Origin of the sequence: Wolbachia endosymbiont (group A) of Anomoia purmunda, assembly GCF_947251545.1 — a bacterium.
In the GTDB taxonomy this organism is placed as follows: Bacteria; Pseudomonadota; Alphaproteobacteria; order Rickettsiales; family Anaplasmataceae; genus Wolbachia.
Window position 1 is genome coordinate 931944 of sequence record NZ_OX366362.1, and the last position, 23401, is coordinate 955344.

19 protein-coding genes and 2 pseudogenes are annotated in these 23401 nt (G+C 35.4%); 5 read left to right on the forward strand and 16 right to left on the reverse strand.

Translation table 11 applies throughout. From position 1 onward, the window contains the following. Positions 1 to 36: 36 nt before the first annotated feature. Positions 37 to 567 (forward strand): hypothetical protein, encoded by a 531-nt coding sequence (locus OPR57_RS04910; protein WP_265036037.1) that lies wholly within the window; start codon positions 37 to 39, stop codon positions 565 to 567. Positions 568 to 755: 188 nt separating this feature from the next. Further along, a complete protein-coding gene (locus tag OPR57_RS04915; RefSeq protein ID WP_265036038.1) occupies positions 756 to 1367 on the forward strand; it encodes an ankyrin repeat domain-containing protein in 612 nt (203 codons plus the stop codon). Here OPR57_RS04915 and OPR57_RS04920 read toward each other — a convergent pair. From OPR57_RS04920 to OPR57_RS04965, 10 genes and pseudogenes are all read right to left on the reverse strand, one after another. Beyond that, positions 1317 to 2128, reverse strand: a pseudogene (locus OPR57_RS04920) (IS5 family transposase). The gene OPR57_RS04915 and the pseudogene OPR57_RS04920 sit on opposite strands and share 51 nt — an antisense overlap. Positions 2129 to 2388: 260 nt before the next feature. Continuing rightward, positions 2389 to 2634 (reverse strand): annotated as a pseudogene (locus OPR57_RS04925) (PD-(D/E)XK nuclease family transposase); the annotation flags it as partial. A 125-nt stretch (positions 2635 to 2759) separates the two neighbouring features. Then, a complete protein-coding gene (gene pstB / locus OPR57_RS04930; protein ID WP_265036039.1) occupies positions 2760 to 3518 on the reverse strand; it encodes a phosphate ABC transporter ATP-binding protein PstB in 759 nt (252 codons plus the stop codon). Continuing rightward, positions 3515 to 4300, reverse strand: a complete 786-nt coding sequence (gene dapB, locus OPR57_RS04935; protein ID WP_265036041.1) for a 4-hydroxy-tetrahydrodipicolinate reductase — start codon at positions 4298 to 4300, stop codon at positions 3515 to 3517. Before dapB ends, pstB begins: the two co-directional genes overlap by 4 nt. Before the next feature lie 155 nt (positions 4301 to 4455). Continuing rightward, positions 4456 to 4596, reverse strand: a complete 141-nt coding sequence (locus OPR57_RS04940; RefSeq protein WP_265036042.1) for a hypothetical protein — start codon at positions 4594 to 4596, stop codon at positions 4456 to 4458. A gap of 374 nt (positions 4597 to 4970) precedes the next feature. Further along, positions 4971 to 5996 carry a DNA polymerase III subunit delta gene (gene holA / locus OPR57_RS04945; RefSeq protein WP_265036043.1) on the reverse strand — a complete coding sequence of 342 codons (1026 nt, stop codon included), beginning with the start codon at positions 5994 to 5996 and terminating at the stop codon, positions 4971 to 4973. 26 nt (positions 5997 to 6022) lie between these two features. Beyond that, positions 6023 to 6187, reverse strand: coding sequence for a hypothetical protein (locus OPR57_RS04950; RefSeq protein WP_265036045.1), 165 nt, complete (start codon positions 6185 to 6187; stop codon positions 6023 to 6025). Positions 6188 to 6311: 124 nt separating this feature from the next. Further along, positions 6312 to 7121 (reverse strand): metal ABC transporter permease, encoded by an 810-nt coding sequence (locus tag OPR57_RS04955; RefSeq protein WP_265036047.1) that lies wholly within the window; start codon positions 7119 to 7121, stop codon positions 6312 to 6314. A gap of 1 nt (position 7122) precedes the next feature. Next, positions 7123 to 7479, reverse strand: a complete 357-nt coding sequence (locus OPR57_RS04960) for an Mth938-like domain-containing protein (RefSeq protein ID WP_064124872.1) — start codon at positions 7477 to 7479, stop codon at positions 7123 to 7125. A gap of 4 nt (positions 7480 to 7483) precedes the next feature. After that, the gene (locus OPR57_RS04965; RefSeq protein ID WP_265036049.1) at positions 7484 to 8350 is read right to left on the reverse strand and encodes a 4-(cytidine 5'-diphospho)-2-C-methyl-D-erythritol kinase; all 867 of its coding nucleotides are present in this window, start codon (positions 8348 to 8350) and stop codon (positions 7484 to 7486) included. Positions 8351 to 8432: 82 nt separating this feature from the next. Here OPR57_RS04965 and OPR57_RS04970 point away from each other — a divergent pair, with 82 nt between their 5' ends. Continuing rightward, positions 8433 to 12008, forward strand: coding sequence for a UvrD-helicase domain-containing protein (locus OPR57_RS04970; protein ID WP_265036051.1), 3576 nt, complete (start codon positions 8433 to 8435; stop codon positions 12006 to 12008). Positions 12009 to 12232: 224 nt separating this feature from the next. On the opposite strand, the gene OPR57_RS04975 is transcribed toward OPR57_RS04970, so the two are convergent. The 3 genes from OPR57_RS04975 to OPR57_RS04985 all read right to left on the reverse strand — a co-directional run bounded on the left by OPR57_RS04975 (position 12233) and on the right by OPR57_RS04985 (position 15696). Then, a complete protein-coding gene (locus tag OPR57_RS04975; protein ID WP_265036053.1) occupies positions 12233 to 13750 on the reverse strand; it encodes a hypothetical protein in 1518 nt (505 codons plus the stop codon). A gap of 477 nt (positions 13751 to 14227) precedes the next feature. Then, positions 14228 to 14602: a hypothetical protein gene (locus tag OPR57_RS04980; protein WP_265036054.1), complete on the reverse strand. Its 375-nt coding sequence runs from the start codon at positions 14600 to 14602 to the stop codon at positions 14228 to 14230. 74 nt (positions 14603 to 14676) lie between these two features. Beyond that, on the reverse strand, positions 14677 to 15696 hold the full coding sequence (locus tag OPR57_RS04985) for an IS110 family RNA-guided transposase (RefSeq protein WP_265037507.1): 1020 nt from the start codon (positions 15694 to 15696) through the stop codon (positions 14677 to 14679). A 637-nt stretch (positions 15697 to 16333) separates the two neighbouring features. Between OPR57_RS04985 and OPR57_RS04990 the strand changes: the two genes are divergently transcribed. Next, on the forward strand, positions 16334 to 17281 hold the full coding sequence (locus OPR57_RS04990) for an IS110 family transposase (RefSeq protein ID WP_265035888.1): 948 nt from the start codon (positions 16334 to 16336) through the stop codon (positions 17279 to 17281). Positions 17282 to 17445: 164 nt separating this feature from the next. Here the strand turns inward: OPR57_RS04990 and OPR57_RS04995 are convergent, their stop codons facing one another. Next, complete coding sequence (locus OPR57_RS04995; RefSeq protein WP_265036056.1) at positions 17446 to 19305, reverse strand: tetratricopeptide repeat protein; 1860 nt, start codon at positions 19303 to 19305, stop codon at positions 17446 to 17448. A 27-nt stretch (positions 19306 to 19332) separates the two neighbouring features. After that, the gene (locus tag OPR57_RS05000) at positions 19333 to 20244 is read right to left on the reverse strand and encodes a hypothetical protein (protein ID WP_265036058.1); all 912 of its coding nucleotides are present in this window, start codon (positions 20242 to 20244) and stop codon (positions 19333 to 19335) included. Positions 20245 to 20472: 228 nt separating this feature from the next. Here OPR57_RS05000 and secA point away from each other — a divergent pair, with 228 nt between their 5' ends. Next, positions 20473 to 23133, forward strand: a complete 2661-nt coding sequence (gene secA, locus OPR57_RS05005) for a preprotein translocase subunit SecA (protein ID WP_265036060.1) — start codon at positions 20473 to 20475, stop codon at positions 23131 to 23133. On the opposite strand, the gene OPR57_RS05010 is transcribed toward secA, so the two are convergent. Further along, complete coding sequence (locus OPR57_RS05010; RefSeq protein ID WP_265036062.1) at positions 23117 to 23374, reverse strand: hypothetical protein; 258 nt, start codon at positions 23372 to 23374, stop codon at positions 23117 to 23119. The two genes, secA and OPR57_RS05010, sit on opposite strands and share 17 nt — an antisense overlap. Between the last annotated feature and the right edge of the window lie 27 nt (positions 23375 to 23401).

Sequence of the window (23401 nt, forward strand, 5' to 3'; positions counted from 1 at the left end):
TTAAAAAACATAGTTTCGCCCAAAAAGCATAAAACTGTGACTAAGGGGCAAGAAGCTAAAATTTCAAACGATAAGCCAAAACCGCCACATGAGCAACCTCTGAAGTTGATGGAGAAGACCTCTAAAGTAGAAAATGTCAAAAAAGGAATAAAAGAAAAAATAAAAAGCTTCAAAACGAAACCCGTAGAGAAAGAGCTGAAAAGAGGCAACGTGTTCAAAAAAGGCCTCAAAAAGCTAAAAGGGAAAATAAAAAAATTAAACCCAATAAAGGTTAAGAAAAATAAGATAATCGGGAGCAAGAGACTAGCATTTTTACTAACATCTGCTACAATTGTGGCAATTTTACCAACATTCAGTTTAGCTCCTCTTCCAGCATTAGCCATAACTTCGGCATGTGTTTTCAGTATTAATTTTATAGCTGTGAAGACGTTAAAGAAATTTATCAAACAACGCAAATTAGCGGCAGAATCTAAAGAAGTAGCTGAACCGGAAAAGCCACAAGAAGAAATTCAAGATGTATCGGTCGAATCAATAAAAGAAGAATCTAAGCAAGTTTCCAGAGAATAGATTTCTATATTAATAGATATACCTAAATACTTTTATATTTTTGCTTAAATATTATATATTTAATAAAAAACACTAGCAAAGCGGGAATTTTGTTCGTAAAATAACCCAAAAGTGAGTGCAAGAGTTAATAATTTAAAAACATTTATCGCTGCATACTCTAATACAAACACATTTTTTGTGGAGTTGTTATGACAATCGAAAAAATTTTACAAAAGGCTGCAAAGGAAATTTATCACCTCAGACATCCTAGTATTCTTTCTTTATTAGTTCGTGCAGCCTTCAAAGAGATTATCAATAGTAGATTTGGTACTAAAATTTTACATTTCTCTGCAAAACGCGATCTTTACAACTTATTTCTATTCCTTGTGGAATATGATGCTAACGTTGATGCCGTAAATAAAAAGGGCAATACAGTATTACACGTTGCCTCTCAATATGAATCCACAGCAATAGCAGAGGTTGCTGTAGTTATGAGCAAAAATGTTAATGCTCAGAATATCGATGGCGACACTCCTTTGCATTATTCAATAAAGTATAAGCACCTTGATGTTATGCAAAAGTTGTTACAATGCGGTGCAGATATCAATTGCCAGAATCGTCTCGGTGAATCTCCTCTTCACATGGCTGTAAAATATGCTGACACAGTAACGTTGGGATTGCTGATCAAAGGGGACGCTTTTCTTGAAATTAAAAATATAGAAGGAAGTACCCCTCTTCACCTTGCAGTTTCATTAGACTTCTTTCAAAATTCATGTAGGGAGCTCAAAATTGTGAATTGCAGCAATCAAATTAAACCTTAAACCAAAACGTTTTCGTCGGTTTCTATACCTGTCCGAGATGATTTTAAACCTTTTCAATTACGTTTTCAACAATTGCCCTTTGGCTCATAAGTGCCCTGTTCTCTTTTTTTTGTTCTTTGCTTAACGGATTCTTTTTCGTTTTCCTGTGCGGTAATACAACATTTTTGTGTATCTTCTGCATTCCCCTGTAGCCGGCATCAGCTAAGATTTTAGTTTGCGGCAATACTGCTACCTTTGATTCTCTAAACATCCGTGTTTTCTACCATTCGAGAAAGATGTGCATATGACTTTTCTACTCTTCTTCTCTGTTACTATTTGTGTTTTTATAGTATGCCTTTTTTTCTTTCCAGAGTAGAAGGGCTTTTGCTTTTTTTTGGTCTCTCTACTGGCGTTTCAGTTCCGTCTATTACTAAAACTTCATATTCTACATCACTCTTTAATAGCTCTTTTTTTCCTGGTAATGCAAAATCTGGATGTTTTATTAATATGTCTTCTACCCATCTTATTATTTTAAAACTGTTACTTTCACTCATGCCATAGCTTTGCCCAATATGAAAATATGTACGATATTCTCTTATATATTCCAGTGCCATAAGTAGCCTGTCTTCTATGCAAAGTTTACTTTTTCTTCCACTTCTAGCTTTTTTTCTTTTATCCTCCACTTCTAGAATTTCTACCATTCGCTCAAATGTTGCTTTTTTTACCCCTGTTAAACGTCGAAACTTTTCTCCTTCTAACTTTTCTATTTCCTTATATTTCATGCTTTCAAATACTTCATCTTACACTCCCTCTAACAATTTTGAAAGGAGTCTAGTGTCAGCTACTTGAATGACATCATAGGAGCGCTGGCCTGACAACCGTCATCCCGCTGCTTGTTAGCGGGATCTAGAGATACCGTAACGGTATGACAAGGGAGAACAGTCAATGGCGTCAACTTAAGAGCCTTCATTAGCAAACCCTCTTATGGATTTTCTGAAAAGTTTTTGAGTGTATTGTATTTTTAATTTGTAAGATGACGCACCATCTCGCAAATAAATTGAACACCTGTAGAATCTCTACAGAGTACATCGACAATACTCTCCTTTTTAGCAGCAATTTCAGGGTTTTGAATGGGACTTAGAAATTTTACATCTTTTATTTCAGCCTCACCAGTGAGACCTAGAATATCATTGAGAAAATGAACAAGAATATCTTTATTTTTCTCAGTGCTACAGATACGCCGGAACGCGAAGTCATTTTTTGGATCGAGAAATTTAGAAAAAGCCATAACAAAAATGCCTGAAAAACGTTAATAATTATACACTATTATTAATAATTATTCAATCATATTTTTAAGTATTACAATTTTTGAAGCTAATGGATTTAATCGCAAAGCCATAGGATGACAGAAATTTAATGATCCAGGATATACTCCTTTGTTAAGGGAGATTGAGCATTTTCAAATATTTCTTGAGTGCTTCCAGACTCAACAATTCTGCCATTATGAAAGAAAATTACACTATCAGATAACTTTTTAGCTTGCTTCATTGAATGAGTTACCATAATTATAGTAAATCTTAATTTCAGCTCTTGTATAAGATTTTCGATTGCATTGGTTGCCATTGGATCAAGAGCAGAGCACGGTTCATCCATTAATAAAATAGTTGGCTTCACTGCAATTGCGCGAGCGATGCATAGCCTCTGTTGTTGGCCACCGGATAAATTAAGTGCGCTATCTTGCAATCTGTCTTTTAATTCTTCCCATAAGCCAACTTTGGTTAAACTACTTTCTACCACTTCATTCAATTTTTGCTTATTCTTTACCATACCATGCAATTTTGGCCCAGAAGCAACATTATCATATATTGATTTTGGAAAAGGATTTGGCTTTTGAAATACCATACCAACTTTTGCTCTAAGTAGTACAACATCCATATCGCGTGAATATATATCACCCAGCCCATCGATATCTAATTCACCAACAGTTTTGCAACCTGGTACATAGTCATTCATACGATTAAAACAACGCAAAAATGTCGATTTACCGCACCCGGATGGTCCGATAAAAGTAGTAACTTTTTTCTTATAAATATCCAAATTTATATCGAATAAAACTTGTTTAGAGCCATACCAAAGATTTAGATTTTTAACGGAAGCATATATACCGCTCATATCACATCCTGCATTGAATAGAGCCCCGGAATTTCTCTTTTATTTTCGTATAGCCATACTGCTGCTTGAACAGCTCCTCTAGCCAATGTTGTGCGATCAATTGCTTTGTGGTTTAGTTCTATCCGTTCATCAGAATTAACAAACATCACGCTGTGATCTCCTATTACTCCACCTCCACGAGATACCGCAAAACCTATTTCCCCCTTTTTCCTTATGTTTGAACCACTATGTAAATATTGATTGGACTGAAAATCCACTTTTGAAGCGTTAGCAATTGTTTTGCCAAGTTCTATAGCTGTTCCAGATGGTGAATCCTTTTTTAAGTTATGATGCATTTCCCAAATCTCAACGTCATATTCATTACCTAAAAGCTCAGCAGCTTTTTTTACCAATTTCAGCAACACATTAACCCCAACACTCATATTTGCTGACCATAATATTGGAACTTCAGCAGCATACTCTTTTAAATCGACACCTTCTATTCCAGTTGTGCCACTAACCAGCGGTGTTTTAAATTTTACAGCTGCTTTAAGGCAGTCTAACATACATTCTTTAGTTGTAAAATCTATTACAACGTCGGATAACTCAAATATGCCACTAATAGAACTTGTAACTTTAATTCCTAGATTGGCTATAATTGGTCCAATATCTGAATCTATGTACTTACTGCCTGAACGGGCAACAGCACCTGCTATTTCCACTTTGGTATTTGTAATTAATTCATTGAGTATTTTCTTGCCCATTCTGCCTAAGCAGCCTATTACTCCAACTCTGATTTTCATAAAGCTTTCTAGCGTTTATTAAGAATATTAGGCCTTTTTTTAAGCTCTGTCACTTCTGATCTATATTCTATAGCTGTACGAACACTGCAATTTGGGTCTACCAGATCCCAGTGCCTTGACCACAACTATTGCAATATGGTACATAGTGAACGATGTCATTCCAGTCTGGAATCTAGCCTTTCTGCAATCTCATCGAAAACGTTGTAACCACTTTCTATGCTAGTTTGCTTGCTTACAAGCAAACTTTTCTGGATCCCAGTGTCTGGGCACTGGGATGACACCCTGACAACCGTCATCCCGCTACTTGTTAGCGGGATCTATGCTAAGAGATACCGCGAATGAATCGCGGTATGACGTAGGACTGCTGTCATTCCAGTACCTTTTTTTGTCATCCAAGTAGCGTGACACTGAAATCTAGCCTTTATTATTTGGTTGAAATTAAGTCTTCTGGATCCCAGTGTCAGCTACTTTCATGACATCATTATAAAGTAAAATGAGATCCCAGTGCCCAGACACTGGGATCCAGGAATTTTATTAAGTTGGTGAGCATAAAAATAGCTGTTTTACGTTAAAATACAACGTTTTGATGATTATGGAAAGGCTGAATTCCAGTGTCAAGCACTGGAATGACACCATAGGGGCACTGCCGTCATAAAGGAACCAGTGTCAGCTACTTGAATGACATCACAGGGACGCTTGGATGACACCAGTAGTTAATCTCATGTTGAAAAATCATTTTATGATCTAAATCAGTTTTTTTACAGGTAACTTCTAAGCTTATCAATTTTTCCAAGATCTTCTTAAGTTCTGAAAGTTGCAAACTTTTCAAATGAGATTTAAAACTCTGCAATTGTTTAAAAAACAATGGAGGGCTTAGCTGATCAATCGCAGCCTGCTCACTCATTCCACCTTGCACTGACAGCAAAACGGTTTCAAGGCGTAGGAAATAATTTGATATAATGCGAATTAGCGCTATCGGTGAAAAATTTTCTTGCGATATCAATGCATCAGAAATTCTAATGAAACGCGACATATCTTTACTTGCTATGGCAGAGCATAGATCATCAAGTGTAGCATAGTCGTTGCCGGAAGTTGAAAAGCATAATTCTATATCAGTAAGTTTTAGGTCTTTTCTCTCCCCTAAGTACAAAACTAACTTCTCAAGTTCTGAACATATAGGCCGCTTGCTATGATTAAAGTAAGATTGCAAATGGTAGATTATCTCATTTGTGCATTTTATATCATTTTGTTTTAAGTAACTTGATATAATGTCATAAAGATTGCTGTTGCTGTCCTTATAGGAAGCAATCACACCAAAAATTTTTGAACTCTCCATATAACTTTTAGTCGCAGAATTATATGGAAGATCACTTGCTACCATTATTACATAGTGACCACTTGCGTTATAATCCAACACGTTTTTTAACTCTTTGGATATACCTCCACTCACATTTATCAGCTTAATTAATTTTTTGCTGGTAAACATCGAAATGTTTGCCAATTCAGAAAACAGTAAACCGGGTGACTTATTCACTATTGCAAAATCCATCACCTGAACTGAATACTCATCTAAATTAGCAATTATTTCTTGTACATAAAAACCAACCCTACTGTTATCACTTCCATGAATTAACACACCACTTAAAGCATCAGGTTTCTCTAGGAATTTTTTAACTTTGGATGGTGTGACCCTCATGCTATCTATATGATATCATTCTCATTTCACTGTACATGAGTATCCAAAGACTCCGAGCTTTCTTGTACAATATTATGCGCATCATCTGCCACATCATCTGACGCATCCTTCCTCCAAAAAGAAGCACACTTATTGTAAAAATTTTTCATAGGTTGTACTATATATTTAGAAAAAAATCCTTCTTCGCTCATATTGCTTACTCCATAAAACTAACATCTTATCATTAGCACATAAACAATAATATAGCAAATTGTGCTAAGATAGTGATGTTTTATAATGAGTATATTACAAAATTATTAACATTCGAGACTAAAATTAAGCCAACCTGCTTAATATTAGCCTTATAAAATAAGCAATAATTAAATATACGGCTGCAACAAGTATAATTGCAGGTCCAGTTAACAAATCAAAACTTGCAGATAACATGAGACCTGATATCCCAGAGATCACAGAAAAAACTGTTGCAACAATAATCATCTGCATTGGAGTTTTCGAAATGAGCCTTGCAGATGCTGCTGGTATTAGCAAAAATGCAGCAATGAGTAATATTCCTATTAGTTGGGCAGCAATTGCTATAAATATGGCAAGAGTGATTAAAAATTCTAGTCTAACAAAATTAACATTAATCTTCTCAACTACTCCTAAATCTTGATTAATTGAAATCATTAACCAATAACGCCATCTAAATATTAATATCAAAGTAACTATTACAGAGGTTAAAAAAATCGATATTATATCACTTTGATCGAGCGTTAATATATCACCAAACAGTGAGCTAATAATACTATTATTGCCAGATGGAAGAAAAGACATAAGTATTAAACTCGATGATAAAACTACATTGGTAACAATGTTCAATATCGTATCAGCAGAATATAATCTGTTAAAATTAAGAGAAAGTAGTATAGCAAATGTAATTGCAATGAGCATTATGCTAAGCGATGGGCTAATCTTAAAGATTAAAGCAAGTGCAATACCGAGCAATGAAGAATGGGACAAACTATCACCAAGATAAGATAACCTTTGCCATATCATAAACGATCCTAAAGCGCCTGTTACTAGGCTAATTACGACTACTGCAACTAGACTGTTGATGAAAAAATCCTGGGTAAACATTTCAAACATGCTATATGGCTATTAGATAACTGACAACAAATCTATCTTCGGATATTAAAACGTTATGGGTTCTGCATGCTGCACCGGTTGTCATAAATTCAAAATTTAAACCTTTTTGTTCCATAAGATAGGACTTCACTGAAGAACTTGGTATATTGCGTGTTTTACCAGTACCTATTATCAAAATTTCTATTTCCTCTGTTAAAAAAGATTTAAAATGTTCCTTGCTATTTATATCACTTTCTTTCAATTTAATCACCTTTTCAGGAAAAATTATAATTGAGCCATAATATTCTTGATTGTTTACCAAAAATTTTCCTTCCCTATAACCATTTATAAGATTTTTATTCTCGGAAATTAAGGGCATAAAGTCAAACTATTAATTGAGTGTCACATACCCACCATTCTGGTTGCTTTTCTCTGATATTAACTGCAGCAGCTTTTGCATTTTCCTCACTATCGAATATTCCAAAGCATGATACACCACTGCCTGACATGCGAGAAAGTATAGAGCCTTCTTGTGACTCAAGTGTTGATATCACATCCTTAATTTCAGGTACAAAGCTTATTGCTATTTCTTGAAGATCGTTTCTCGTCTCTTTAAGAAGCTTCAACAAATCCTTTTCAGCGTCATCGCTCCATTTAATTGGCTCAGAAAATTTTCCTTCATGTTTGGAAAATACCTCTGGTGTACTCAAAAACCTTTTTTTCGGTTTCACAAGCACCACATTTGTGGGTAAAGAGAATTTTTTAATGTGGCATAATTCTTCGCCAATACCTCTAACAAAAACTGGCTTGCTATCTACGCTTGCTGGAACATCAGCACCAACGTTTAAGGCTATTTCATTTAAAATCGTCCTATCAATCTCCCACAGCTTCCCTAGCGTACGTACCACAGCTCCAGCATCTGAGGATCCGCTACCAAGTCCTGCAGCAATTGGTATATTTTTTACAACCTTTACAATGACTTTAGTGCGTACAGGAGCATGTCTAAGCAGCAGATTAACCGCTTTCGTTACAGTGTTATACTGGTTATTTATTCTAGACTCGGAGTTTATAAATTCAACTGTAGAGTTATCGTATCTAGAATCCTTCTCACCTACTTTTATTTCCAAAAAATTAGAAAGATTAGCAAAGACAAATAAACCTTCAATCAAGTGATATCCTGTTTCCTTCTTATTTACAACATGCAAAAAAAGATTGATTTTTGCAGGCGCCTTTACACAAAAACTTTTCATTATATATCTTCACTAACACTATTTTTACATTATATGTATAATGCTATTTTAGTCAACTGTATATAAGGTTCTCGCACTTCTGATGAGATCAAATGCCATAAATCCTAATTTCTCTGTGTGGGTAAATGCATCTGCTGGTACAGGCAAAACAAAAATCTTAATAGACAGAGTATTGAGACTTTTATTAGAAAACAAAAGAAATATTCTTTGCTTGACATTTACCAATGCTGCAGCAAACGAGATGGAGAATCGCATTCACAGCATACTCAGTAAGTGGGCAATATGCTCAGAGAGTGAATTAATAATGGATCTGGAACAACTAGATTTCTTTCCAATGTCATTCCAGCGCGTGACACTGGAATCCAGTAAAAAAAAAGAATGGATCCCAGTGTCACGCGCTGGGATGACAGGGGGTGGTGCATCGCATAACCATGATTTAAGCAAAAAACCAGCGGTAAACCCTTCGGTGTCATCCCAGTGCGTGACACTGGGATCCAGAAAAAATAAAGATTATTTAACAAGAGCAAGAAGGCTTTTCTCTGAACTGGAAAATCTTGGTCTAACTATACAAACCATACACGCTTTCTGTTACAAATTAATTTCCAACTTTCCTATAGAAGCTGGTATCGCTCCAAATTGTACACTGAGTGAATGTAAAGAATTACATTCCATCATATTCAATAAAGTGCTTCATAACGAAACTGTGCAGGATGATATCAACCTTATTGCAACTGAAATTGATGAAAATAAACTACGCGATTTGCTTTATACTTTATGTATAAAAAGATCGATATTAGCAAATGATTCGAAATATATCAAAGATAAATTGAGCGCCCCAGATGAAATTCATGACTTACAGAGTGAAACAATTGAGCACGTGGAAAGACTAGCCGAGATATTAAGTGAAGGCAGTAAAAGAGATCAGAGTTATAGTGCAATGCTCTCTGATTGGTTTAATAGCACAAAACCGTCCGTACCAAATGGTGTCATTCCAGTGCTTGACACTGGAATCCAGAAAAAAAGAACCAGTGTCAGCTACTCGGATGACACCGGAATAAAGTGGAATGACACCAAAATAGAAAACCTAGCCAAGGTATTTCTCAAATCAGAATCGCACGAAAAAAAGAGCATATCATCCATTGCAACAAAAAGTATTTTGGAGAAATTTAGAGATGCAGAGCAAATAATAGAGAGCGTTCAGAATGTAGTATTTACCCATATAAGAGACATGAACTCTTATCAAATATTCAAGAGAACCAGTAGCTTACTTGGTGTATTTAAAGTATATGTTGATTTATATAATAGTGAAAAATCAAAAAATGCACTGCTTGACTACAATGATATAATCAACTTAGCAACAAATCTTCTCAGCAATCCAAACTATAAAGATTGGATATTGTTTAACTTGGATCAAAAAATAGATCACATCCTTGTTGACGAGGCACAAGACAATAGCATCAGCCAGTGGAAAATTATAACAAATCTCTGCGATGAATTTTTTGCCGGTAATGATGAAAAGCGAACCTTATTTGTAGTTGGTGACGTAAAACAATCCATATACAGATTTCAAGGAGCAAATCCCCATCTATTCAACTATATGCAACAATACTTTCATACGAAAACTGGTGGTAGAGATTGGATATCATGCCAACTTGAAAAGTCATTTCGCTCAACTCCAGAAGTTTTGATGCTTGTAGATAGAATATTTAATAACTTCCGCACAGAAATATCTTTTAATGATAATGAAATAAAACATGTTCCACATAGAGAAAATGACCAAGGATATATTGAAATTTGGCCAGCGTTACCAATGCGCAAAGAGAAAGAACAGCAAGCTTTACAAATTCCTCTGACATGTAAGGAAGGTTATACAATAGCAGATCGATTACTTGCTCAAACAATAGCCAACAGAATTCACAATTGGTTAAACGAAGGGCGGATTTTAGTCGCTAAAGATCGCCATATAGAACCAAGAGACATTATGGTTCTGGTACGACAACGAAACGTGTTAGTTGATTACATAATAAGCGAACTTAAAAAAGCAAACGTGCCAGTTGTAGGCCGAGATTATTTTAGAATTATGGACTATATAGCCGTGCAGGACTTAATAGCTTTGGCCGAATTTTTACTCCTCCAGGCAAATGATTTAGCTCTTGCAAATGCTTTAAAATCACCACTATTTAATTTTACCGAGGATGATTTATTTAATATTGCATATGATCGTAAAGAGCATTCACTATGGGAAAGAATTCAGGATTATTCTGTGGTTATCTATAGTGAATTAAACTATCTCATTAACTTATCTCGCACAGAATCCCCTCTTACATTATTCACGCATGTACTGCGTACAGGTAAGAAAAAATTTGCTGCAAGGCTAGGTCTTGAGTGCTTTGAGGTCCTAGACGAATTTATGAACCTTGTGTTGCAATTTGAAAACCCATCTCTTCAAGCGTTTGTTCAGTGGATCAAGGAGAATAACCCGGAGATTAAGAATGATATGCAATCAGAACGCAATGCTGTGCGAATAATGACAATTCATAAATCAAAAGGTCTGCAAGCTCCCATAGTATTTTTGGTTGATACAAACACAGTGCCAAGAAACAGTGAAAGCATTATCTTTGATGGAACGGAAGTGCCATTTTGGTGTGGAAAAAACAACAACGCTTATTGCGATCAAGTAAAAAGAGAGAAAAAACTAGAGGATTATAATGAATATTTGCGTTTATTATACGTAGCACTCACACGTGCTGAAGATGAGTTATACATCTTAAGTAAAGAGCCAGTGCAAAAGGGCTCTTGGTATGATCTAATCACTCAGTATGGAGAACCATATGAAAAGAAACACTCATACTTACAGCTAATATTTAAAGAAAAAGTTGAAGTGCTATGTGTGAACGCAAACTACCCTTACATTTATAAAAAACGTGATTATTTTGACGTTCCGGTCATTTCCCTTCCGCCAAACCTATCAATGTCATTCCAGCGTCCTCCCCTGTCATCCCAGCGTCCTCCTCTGTCATCCCAGTGCTTGACACTGGGATCCAGTAAAAAAGAAGAAAAGCCAGCATCAGCTACTCACTCTTCGATGTCATTTCAGCACGTAACGCTGGAACCTGGAGAAAAAAAGCCAGTGTCAAGCACTGGGATGACAAATAGGGGTATTGGAATGACAGATGAGAGTGCTGGAATGACAACAAGGAGCATTGGGATGACAGATGGTTATGCAAGAGGCCTGATTATTCACAGCATATTGCAGTATATGCCCAAGATAGAAAAAGAAAGGAGAAAAAATTGGGTCAGAAAACACCTTGATAACATCAACATCAGTGAAGATAAGGATGAAATTTACAGTAGAATATTAGCCTTTAATGAAAAATATGGCTATTTGTTTGACTTGGAAGGCAAATCAGAGATTACACTGAGTGGAACAATTGATGGCAAGTCAGTATTAGTACGACTAGATAGGCTATGCATAACGCAAGATAAAGCAATCATAATTGACTACAAATCGCACCGTAACGTTTCTGTTTCCTCATTAAATGAAATAAAAAAACAGATGTTGATCTATAAAACCTTAGTACAAGAAATATATCCAAACAAGCAATTAGAGTGTGTGGTTATTTGGGTAGAAGATTTAACTCTGCAATCTGACTTTTGATAAAATTTGATTACAAGAGATAACTACTACGTCATCCCGCCGCGAACCGTCATACCGTCACGGTATCTCTAGATCCCGCTAACAAGCAGCGGGATGACGGTTTTTCAAATTGTCGGTAAATCTAAGTCAGTTTAGCTATAGAAGGGTAGGGGATAAAAGTTCGTTATTTTACTATATTAGGTCATCATGTTGGTGATAATCATGATTACATAGTGAGTAATTGCCTACGTAATTTTCGTCAGCATCGTGATTAACATCAGGTTTAAGCAAAGAAAGATTGTCATCGGATTGTTCTTCTGATAAGTTAAGCAAAGAAAGGTTGTCGTCAGATTGTTCTTTCTCTTTAGACTCAAATAACCATGAAAAGAGTGATGAGATAGAATCAATGATGGATTTAATTGCTGAAAAATATTGGATAAGAAATTACTGGGTTGCTCTATTTCATCCACATCTTGTTCAGGGTTACTTCTGCTTATAAATGTCTTATCTAGCTGTTTGAATATATTTTTGTCGGAGTTTTGAAAATATATTCGACTTATCTCCTTATTTTCATCAACGTAAATCAATAAAGTTGTATTCTCATTCCCCAATCCATCACATTCACTAACGAGCGATTCATGAGAGTTCTTAATGTCTTTGATAAGTTGAAGTTTTTCTTCTTCTGCTGAAAGATAATCTCTGTGTTCTGCTCTATAAGTGGTGCCTTTGTATTTAAAACTAAACATTGATCCATGGTCTTCATATTCATCTACTAGTTCATGAATACTCTTGACATTTTGTATAGCTTTAAATTTTTCTTCTTCTGAAAGGTTCTTGTGATATTTATAAAGTGTACCTTTATATTTAAATTGAAACATCGATCCACGGTCTTCATATTCATCTAATCCAGAGTTCTTGATACGTTGTATAATTTGAAATTTTTCTTCTTCTGAAAGATCTTTGCGGTATATACTACCAGTTGTATCCTTATATTTAAATTGAAACATCCATCCACGGTCTTTATATTCATCTACACCCATCTGCTTGCAAATAGCTTTATAATTTTTTTCTTCTACCTCTCGTCCAACAACATTTGCTATGAGTTCAGTATCCAGAATATTCAAAGTTCGGACTGTTGCCAATGGTGAAAAACGCAATTGAAATATGTGACCTAGCTCATGACCTAGAACAAAATCCATGGCACTTTGCTTATATGTCAGAATATTCTGATAATCTGTTACTCCTCGTGTAATATATCCTGGACCACCATCTTCATCTAAGCCGAGAAGATCATTATACTTTGTATAATCGCTTCTATTATTAAAAATGTGAACCGTTATATTGTAACTTGCATTACTATTTTTCAAGCAAAACTTTTCTTTAAATGCCTCATAGGCAGTTTTAATGTCTGTTTCTATTTGGTTTTGTTCCTGCTCAGATAAGTTGTCGTATTTTATAGTACAATTTATATACCCGTATTTAACGGTAAAGCTGTTAGACAAAACATCATGTATATTTGTGGAAAAATAATTGAACTGCTTTGACTCAGCTTCCTTATACAATTGATGCCCATATTTATCACTAGAATACTTTGGTAGTTTAGGTACTTTGGCAATTAAGTTTTTGTTACTATCAAAAAAAGAAATGTCTATATTACCAATTTCACAATTTTGTATAGATTGCCCGCAAGTGCCATCATTTGCACAATCGTGATGATTTGGGTCAGTCTTCTTATAAAACCATGCGTTAGTGTATTTTCCCATTTTGATACCTCACTACCAAACCTTACTATATTATTATCTTGGTAAAAATCATAATAATTCGTTAACTTGTATTTTAAATCTGTATATCAAGTGTACTTTTCTCATAAAGCGCCAATTGTGAAGCTAATGAACTTTATTTGTTTAAAATTTTGCTGAAATAGCTCTTTTTATACTATGTTTTATATAGCTAAACTGACTTAGATTTACTGACAATTTGAAAAACGACAAACTCGTCATTCCGCTACTTGTTAGCGGAATCTATGCTGAGATACCGCGGCGGTATGACGTAGGAAAACCTTTCTTGGGTTAGCTATAGTTTGCTATATTATGTGATTTTATTTTCCATAATATATGTTATGTAATTTTTAATGTTAATAAAACTACTTCCCAACCTTTTAAACAGCAACTTGTCAAACCTCCAGATTAGCACTTAAGAAGAAGTGTTAAAGTATCTCTTTAAGTATTATATATTAGTATTTAGAGATCATATTTATTATAAATGTCCAAAGTACTCAACGCGTTCTGAGCAACACTCGCTACTTTGTTTGAGTCTAGTTCATCTAGTTTATTACTAGGTTTTAATACTGCACATGTAATGCCACCAGCAACAATCCCGACTGCCAGCACAGCAGCTACAGCTATACCAACTAAAGCCAATATTGGTAATTGAACACCAGCAGCAAAACATCCACCGAAAGCTATTAATCCAGCTATAATACTAGAAGCACCACCAACTTTCATTCCTATATCAATTGCCATACTCTTCTCAATTTTATAAATTTCGTTTAGAGAATCATGATTTCCAGTTACCCATAAAGAACGTTTTAATCTTTCATAATCACTTTCTACCATGCTAGTAAGAACTTCTTTTAATATACCTTCCTCTTTAGCTGCATCTAAAATAGCTTTAGTTCTTTCTCCTATGATTATTGTCCAGTAGAAATTTCAAATTTTGTGAAATCTTTAAAAACCCAGTCATTTTTAAGAGTATAGAAAATAGTTATAAGAAATTTCCTAGCAGTAGCAGTTATAGCTTTAGCAGAACCACGCTTCTTTTTTATATGTTCATAAAAACTTTTCAAGTAAGGACTGTAACGTACAGCAATCCAAGTACATTGAACTAAAGAAGTACGCGCTATTTTTGACCCTCGTTTGGTAATTCTTCCAATTGTACATTGCTGATTAGATTGAGAAACTCTTGGTACAACTCCAAAATATGCAGTAAGTTTCTCAGGTCTACGGAAATCATTAATGTCTCCAATTGTTGCAATAAAGACAGCTGCAGAAATTGGACCAATTCCCTTTATGCTGATAAGATTGCTGAACCCAGGAAGTTGTTTAGCAAAAGCTATAATTTCCTTTTCAAGTTTTTTAAGGCTTTCTCGGATAGCTTCTAAATGATAGCTAATCACTTCAATTTCAACTTTTTCTAAAGGCTCCCAATTATGCTTTTGAGTAGCACGCTCAAATCCTACTTTAGTTGTAAGTACTTCTTTTTTAATTTTTATTCCATGATAATTAAAAAGACCATGAACTTTATTGATTAAAGATACCCGTGACTTTACTAACTGATCTCTCGTTTGAAGAAGAGAAGCTAACTGCTGGCATTGTTTGTTTTTGCACCTTGCCTCAGGCAACATATCTTTGCTTAGAAAGAAAGCAATAGCTCGCGCATCATGCTTATCTGTTTTGTTCACAGAGCGACGAACAACTTCAAACTGTCCAGGAGCAATTATTACTATGCGTTTAACGTAAGGTGAAACTGCATCATAAAAGAAACAGCTGTTACCTGTTGCTTCTATGGCTACTTCATATGTTTCTTGAAGATCTTTGGTGAAATTATCCAAGTCTTTTAAGCGAAACGTTTGAATATGCTCAGGTTTCCCTTCTTGTAAGTAACAAGCAGTAAAACTATTGGTATGTAAATCAACTCCAATGTGACGCATATTTTTTCCTCCAATTGCATATTTCAATATATCAGAGTAGAATATTGCCGGTTGTTCCAAACTCCTATACGAGGTCATCACATTTTGTGAGCCTCACGATGATTTTCGGTGGCAGGGGCAGTTAATCTCCCCCACGAAGTCTTCTTTCTACTCCCTGGGCAGAAAGTGCTTCAGAAAAACATCCAACCTGCCACCTATCCACTCTGAGAAGTTATTATCTTCTCTTGCTTCCAACCAAGCAATACTTATTCATACCATCTCCCCCATCATTAAAACCTAGAGCATAGACAATCGGTGTTGCATACGTATTTGCACAAATAAGAACCTCTTTTAATATACCTTCCTTTTTAGCTGCACCTAAAAGAACTCCAGCTTTTTCTTTCCAATCATTAAAATCTAGAGCATAAGTAAACGGTTGTAAGTTGGAAATGTGATATAAAAAGAAGCAAGAAGGAAGATAACTCTATAAAAATGTGGTTATCGCCAGGCTTGAGCGACCGTAAGACGGTAGTATTATAACATACGTAGATATCAAGGTACTCAAGCCTATCCTTCGAGACGTTTGAATAGTTGTTTGGGACATATATATGCACCCGTTTACAATCTTAAATTTTAACTTAAACTCTCGAGGTTCTTTATGGTTACATCTTATCAAAATTTTATTGGCATTGATATCGGAAAACTTGAATTTGTTACTGCAGTTAATGAACAAAAAGGTGTCATCAAATTTGACAATAGTTGTGTTGGTTGGAAACAATTCTACCAAAAATTTTCAAATATCTTGCCCAACTCCATGGTAATTTTAGAAGCTACAGGAGGTTATGAGCTTGGCTTATTGTATTTTCTTATTGATAGAAACATTGCTGTGCATCGTGCTAATACTCGTCAAGTTAAAAACTTCATTCTATCTCATGGAACTTTGGCAAAGACCGACAGTCTTGATGCAAAAGCGCTTGCCCAATATGGTTCTGAGCGTTGTGGACATCTGCAGCTATTTACACCTATCTCAAAAGAACAAACCACCTTGTTTGCACTTTGTCAGCGTCGTGACGATATTACGAAAATGCTTGTTCAAGAGAAGAATAGGCTAAAAACTCCTGGAAATGATTACATTAAGGAAAGTTGTCAACAAGCTATTGAATTCCTCAACAACCAGGTAGAAAAGCTTGATCAAGCTATACAAAAAATAGTCAATGAAAATCCTGAATTGCAACGATGCCAAAAAATTCTTGAAACAGTCCCTGGAATAGGTAGAAAAACCTCTCAATGTTTATTGTGTCTCATACCGGAACTTGGTTCTTTAAATAAAAGGCAAATTGCAAGCCTTGCAGGTGTTGCGCCTCATCCTAAGGAAAGTGGTAAAGCTATTGGCTACCGAAGGATTATAGGTGGAAGAAGTAACGTTCGTTCAAAGCTTTTTACAGCTGCCATGGCTGCTGCAAGGTCCAAATCTGCACTTGGTGCCTTTTATTCTAAGCTTATTGAAAGTGGTAAGAAAAAGATGGTGGCTATAACAGCTCTAATGCGTAAAATAATAGTGATTGCTAATGCAAGGCTTAAAGAAGCAGTTAATTTGCATATTTAAAAATTTACATAGCAATAACTGAAATTGGTTAATGAATATGCGCGTCCACACACATTAAAAGCGCATATTCATTAACTTAAGCAGAAATTGCTGTGGTGGCTGTTTGATACAAAATTCTGTTTCTATAACAAATGGGTTTTTATTGCCCATATGAAGTTGCAAAACTACAAATAAAAAATTTTTAAAAAAACATAGTTGATACCTAGATTTGCTAGTGTAATAGCAAATTCAAAATGATCAAAGCCATAGTATTTTTCCTGAATTGCTAAGGCGCGTTCAAGCAACTCTCTTGCTCTCTGAGGATCACCTAAAGCACCATAAGCTATACCGAGGTTTGTCAGTAATTTAGCAACTTCAAAATGATCAGAACCATAATGTTTCTTCAAGATAGGTAAAGCCCATTCAAGCAACTCTTTTGCTTTCTGAGGATTACCTAGTGTCCTATAAGCGGTACCTAGGTTTCCTAGTACTGTAGCAATTTCAAAATGATCAGGTCCATAATGTTTCTCTTTAATTGCTAAACCTTGCTCAAACAACTCTTTTGCTTTCTGAGGATCACCTAAAGCGTAATGAGCGGTACCTAGACTTCCTAGTATTATAGCAACTTGAAAATGACCAGAACCGTAATGTTTCTCAAAAATAGGTAAAGCTTGTTCAAGCAACTCCTTTTGTTTTTGAGGATCACCTAAAGCACCATAAGCGGTACCTAGGTTTGCCAGTGTAATAGCAACTTCAAAGTGATCAGGTTCATAATGTTTCTCTTTAATTGCTAAAGCCCGTTCAAGCAACTCTTTTTGTCTTCTAGGGTTACCCAAGTCATAATACCCATTATCCATCCATATTAGCAAATCCATAAGATAATACTTCTCTATTGTTTGTTTTTCTAAAGGATTTTTCTCTAGCCAATCATCAATATGTGATAAAAATGCTTCTAAATGCAGCAATAGTTGTCTTTTCTTAGCATAATCTTCTAATTTATCACTACCATAAGGAAAACTCTCTTGTAATAGTTGAAAAACAGTTTCCATGTCTTCTTTGCTTTTTTCACTTTCTTCTGATTGTAGCCTTGTCACTTCCTGAACCAAGTTGTGCACTAACATACTATGATCTTTTTTGATAGTTAACATAGAATAACTTGTTAATATTCCAAACGCTTCATGGAAAGTTTCTAAGGAAGGATTATTTTCTTGATTATCAGCAAAGATTTCTAGTAAAGATTTAGGGATAGGACTACCATCTAAGTAAGCACAAGCAGTAAGCCAGTTAGCCGCCAAAGAAGATTCTTTTTTTATTGCTTCTACTGTAATGTTCCATGTAACATACACTATTGCTGCAGTCTCTCTATTAGCACCAGGTGGAAATGTTTCGAGCAATGTTTTATCAGATAATAAAGTTCGTTTTCTATCATTATATAATTTCAAATAGTCTGAAATATTTATATATGTTTTCTTTATATAAGCGCTTGCTTGGGCTAAAGCTAAAGGTAAATGACCTAATGTCTTTGCTAATGCATCTACTTGAGTTATGTCTAGTTTTTTTCCTTTTACTTCTAGTATCTTACGGATATAGTCCCTTGATTCTCCAGGTTCAAAAACATCAACAGAAATAGTGTTCTGTGGTTGTGGCCAGCCAAATTTATAACGAGAAGTTAATAATATCTTTCCTCCTTTTATAGGGAGTAAATCTGCTATATCTTTGTAATTAGGAGCATTATCGCATACCAGTAGCCACCCAGCACGTTTAGGGTGTTCTAGCCAATACTTAACATGCTTGGCGTGATCTTCTTCACGAAAGTTTTCTCCGTAACCATGAATAACGTTTAGTCCACGTCCTAACTTGATGTACTCGTTAATTAAAGTATTTCTATCTCGTGTATCAAGCCAAATTATCCATCTATATTTTTGGAGCTTACTCCAAATAAATTCTAATGCTAATTGTGTTTTACCTATTCCACCTAGTCCATGACAAGCAACTAGTGTTGCTGTATCATTAGCTTTCAGGCATTCTTCTATTTTATCTAGCAACGCTTCTCTGCCGACAAAGTTATAATTTCAAAGAGGAACCTGCCAAAATTCATGTAAATTTTCTTTAGGTTTTAGGTTATAAAGATGTTCTATAGCTTTCTTAAAGTAATCATCTTTTCTTGTTAGATAAGAAACTTCGCTACCCTGTTGTACCCACCATTTCTCTACCTTGTCATATACACGGACAAAAACTGTATCAATATCTTCTTCCCCTGATATTTTGTATACATTTCCTATTTTTTTCTTAATAATATCATCTAATTTTGAATGATTAGGTTGATTAACTACAAACCTTAATCTAAGTAAAAAATCTTCTATTTCATCGTCACTACCACAACTGAAGTATTTTTTTAGTTCAAGATGATTTTTTATTTTGTAGCACGTTCCTCTGTGACCTTCATAAATACTTAAAATGTTATCATCTGTTAACTTTGACTTTTCCAGATACTTCTCTAATATTTCTACGCTTCCTTGCTTCTCTGTACCTTTTTTTAGGTTCACATTGACATTAGTATGAATGACAAGCGTAATATCACTGTTCTTACACTCAGGGTTTTGCTTAATCTCAGGATGAGATTCAAAATATTTGTTTAACCCGAAATCCTCTTTCTGTCGCTTTCTATCGTTTCCATCAATAAACAAATCTTCAAAAGTAATATTCTTCGAAGGGCGATGTGTATCGCAGTGCTTAGCTTGAACCAAGATAATTCTCGATTTGTTCTTCTGATCTTTATACTCAAAAAAAATATCATCAAAGGCTCCAAAACCTTCTATGTTTGATGCTAACCAAAAGTCAATTTTACTACTTAACCCATGAAGTAGATACAGCATTAATAATTTTACTTCGTACTTGCGACCATGATCACCTGTTGATGTGCCACCTCTCTTCTTAAATGTACGATTACTAAGTACTTCAGATTGTTTGTTTTCTACATTCACGGCTCACCACCCCACCAAACACCACCAACAACTTCTTTCTATAAAAAATTAAAGTCACCAAGTGCCTAAGATAATGCAACAGATTCTTTAATATTTCAATAACAATGCTGAACAGGGTCGATTTTGTTTGCTGTCTTAAGCATAAAGATTTCCCGAATCTAATATGTAATTGCTGTAGGCTGCATTTAGTAATATAATCTCATATTAAATAAGACTTTACTTAAGTTTATGCTAGATTCTCCGCTAATTTTGACAGCCATTCTTATATTTTTTATTTTTACGTTGTCATTCTTTTTTATAAGAAAGATATTTGGGTCAACAAATAAGAAGATAATAAAATCCTTTAGGAAAATTGTTCAGCAAATAAATGCATTAGAAACAGAAATGCAGAGCTTATCTGATGAGGAGCTTGCTGGTAGAACTGAAGAATTCAAACAAGAATTGAAAAATGGGAAACCGTTAAATGACATTCTTGTACTTGCATTTGCGGTTGTGCGCGAAGCCTCTCGAAGGTTTCTTAACATGAGGCACTTTGATGTTCAACTGATTGGTGGAATGGTGCTCCACAATGGCATGATATCAGAAATGAAAACAGGAGAGGGAAAGACACTCGTTGCAACTTTAGCAGCATATCTAAATTCCTTAGAAGGGAAAGGCGTACACGTTGTAACTGTTAACGACTATCTTGCAAAACGAGACACAGAGTGGATGAGCAAATTATATAATTCTCTTGGGGTTTCTGTTGCGTTTATTACGAATAACTTGACAGACGAAGAGAGGAAAGAGGCTTACAGTGCAGATATCGTGTATTCCACAAATAACGAGCTTGCCTTTGATTACCTGCGAGACAATATGAAATTTTCTCAAGAAGACATGGTTCAGAGAGGCTTTCACTACGGAATAGTTGATGAAGTAGACTCAATACTCATTGATGAAGCTCGCACTCCGCTTATTATTTCTGGCCCGGTTGAGGAAAACAATCAGATATATAAGCATATCAATAAAATAGTAACCAAATTAGTTGACTCTGATTATGAAGTAGATGAAAAAGGTAGAACGGTATTCTTGACTGAAGATGGTATTTCACGAGTGGAGGAACTACTAAGGTCATACAATCTCATTCCTGAAAATTCCTCGCTCTATGATACTGACAGCATGATAATGACTCATTATATAGACCAAGCATTACGTGCACATAAGCTGTTTACTGCTGATAAAGATTATATAGTAAAGGATGGCAAGGTAGTGATTATTGATGAATTTACTGGGCGTATGATGGAGGGCAGGAGATATTCCGATGGTCTTCATCAGGCACTTGAAGCGAAGGAGAATCTTGAAATTCAGCATGAAAACCAAACTTTAGCATCGGTCACATTTCAGAATTACTTTCGTATGTACAATAAACTTTCCGGAATGACGGGAACAGCAGCAACAGAGGCAGAAGAGTTTCGTGATATATACAGATTAAATGTAGTAAAAATTCCAACCAATGTACCTGTAAAAAGAGTTGATATTGATGATGAAATTTACGGTACAGAAAAGGAAAAATTTAATGCTGTGTTGAAGTTTATAGAAGAATGCCACAAGCGCCTTCAACCGGTCCTTGTTGGCACGGTGAGCATCGAAAACTCTGAGAAGCTTTCTGCGCTTTTGCAAAGCCATTCTCTTAAGCATTCAGTATTGAATGCTCGTTATCATGAACAAGAGGCGTACATAATAGCGCAAGCTGGGGTGCCAGGTAGTATCACTATAGCAACTAACATGGCAGGACGTGGAACTGATATTCAGCTTGGTGGAAATGCTGAAATGATCGCAAAGGTAGAGCTCAAGAAAATAAAAAATGCTGATGAAAGAGAAAAAAAATACCAAGAAATAGTTGAAAGAGTAAAAAAAGATAAGGAAATTACTATAAAAGCTGGTGGTTTATGTGTGATTGGAACCGAAAGACATGAAAGCAGGAGAATAGATGATCAATTACGCGGCCGTTCTGGCCGTCAGGGTGATCCTGGGCTTTCTAAGTTCTTTTTATCACTTGAAGATGACCTAATGAGAATATTTGGTTCTGATAGAATGAGAAGCTTTTTACAAAAAGTAGGGTTAAAGAATAACGAAGCTATTCATCATCCATGGATCAATAAGGCACTCGAGAAAGCGCAAAAGAAAGTTGAAGCTAGAAACTATGACGTGCGGAAATCTCTACTTAAGTTTGATGAAGTAATCAACAACCAACGTAAAGTTATTTTTAAGCAGAGAAACAATATCTTAGGCAACGAAATTAATGATGTATTTGAAGTGTATAGCGAAGTAAATGAGAGCGTAGTAGAAGGTATAATCCAAAGTGGCTATTACGAAGATTATGTTGAAGATATAGCCAAAGAATTCCATACAAGGTATGGAATAACGCTTGATAAAGAAGACTTGGCAAAGTTTTTGAATAAACAAGAAGCTTTGAATTATATAAATGATAAGATACAAGAATTTTTTACTGAGAAAGAAAAATATTTCAACAGTCAGCACACTACAGATTTGTGGAATACGATCGTGAAGCAAATGATGATAATGACACTTGATCATTTATGGAGGGAACACCTTTCAGTTCTAGAGAGCCTAAGACAAAGCATAAGCTTACGTGCTATGGGGCAGAAAGATCCATTGAATGAATTTAAACGCGAAGCTTTCTTGATGTTTGAGTCAATGCTTGAAAAGTGGAAAGAGCTTACCATTTACCGCCTAGCGCACTTTAAGTTGGCAGACAACCAAGAGATAGGCAATAGGTTACATTCTGCTAGAAATAGCAGACTTCCCAAAGTCTCAAGAAACGACAAATGTCCTTGCAACTCCGGAAAGAAATACAAACACTGCCATGGTGCGGTTACTGTGGTGAATTAGTAGCTGTAGTCTGCTGCGCATTACTGCAGCTAACCTCACTTAATTTACTGCCAATTGTAACTCCATAGGCAGAGCATATAACTCCATAAACAATACTACCAGCTATTAACACAGATGCTGCAGTAATTCCAACTGTTGCTAGTACAGATAATTCAGTAGCGTATGCAAGCATCAATGGAATTACAACAGTAGTAATAGCACCCACAGCAGCGCTAATTTTTATTGCTTTATGCTTATACATGATGGATCTGCACCATAGTCTAGTAGT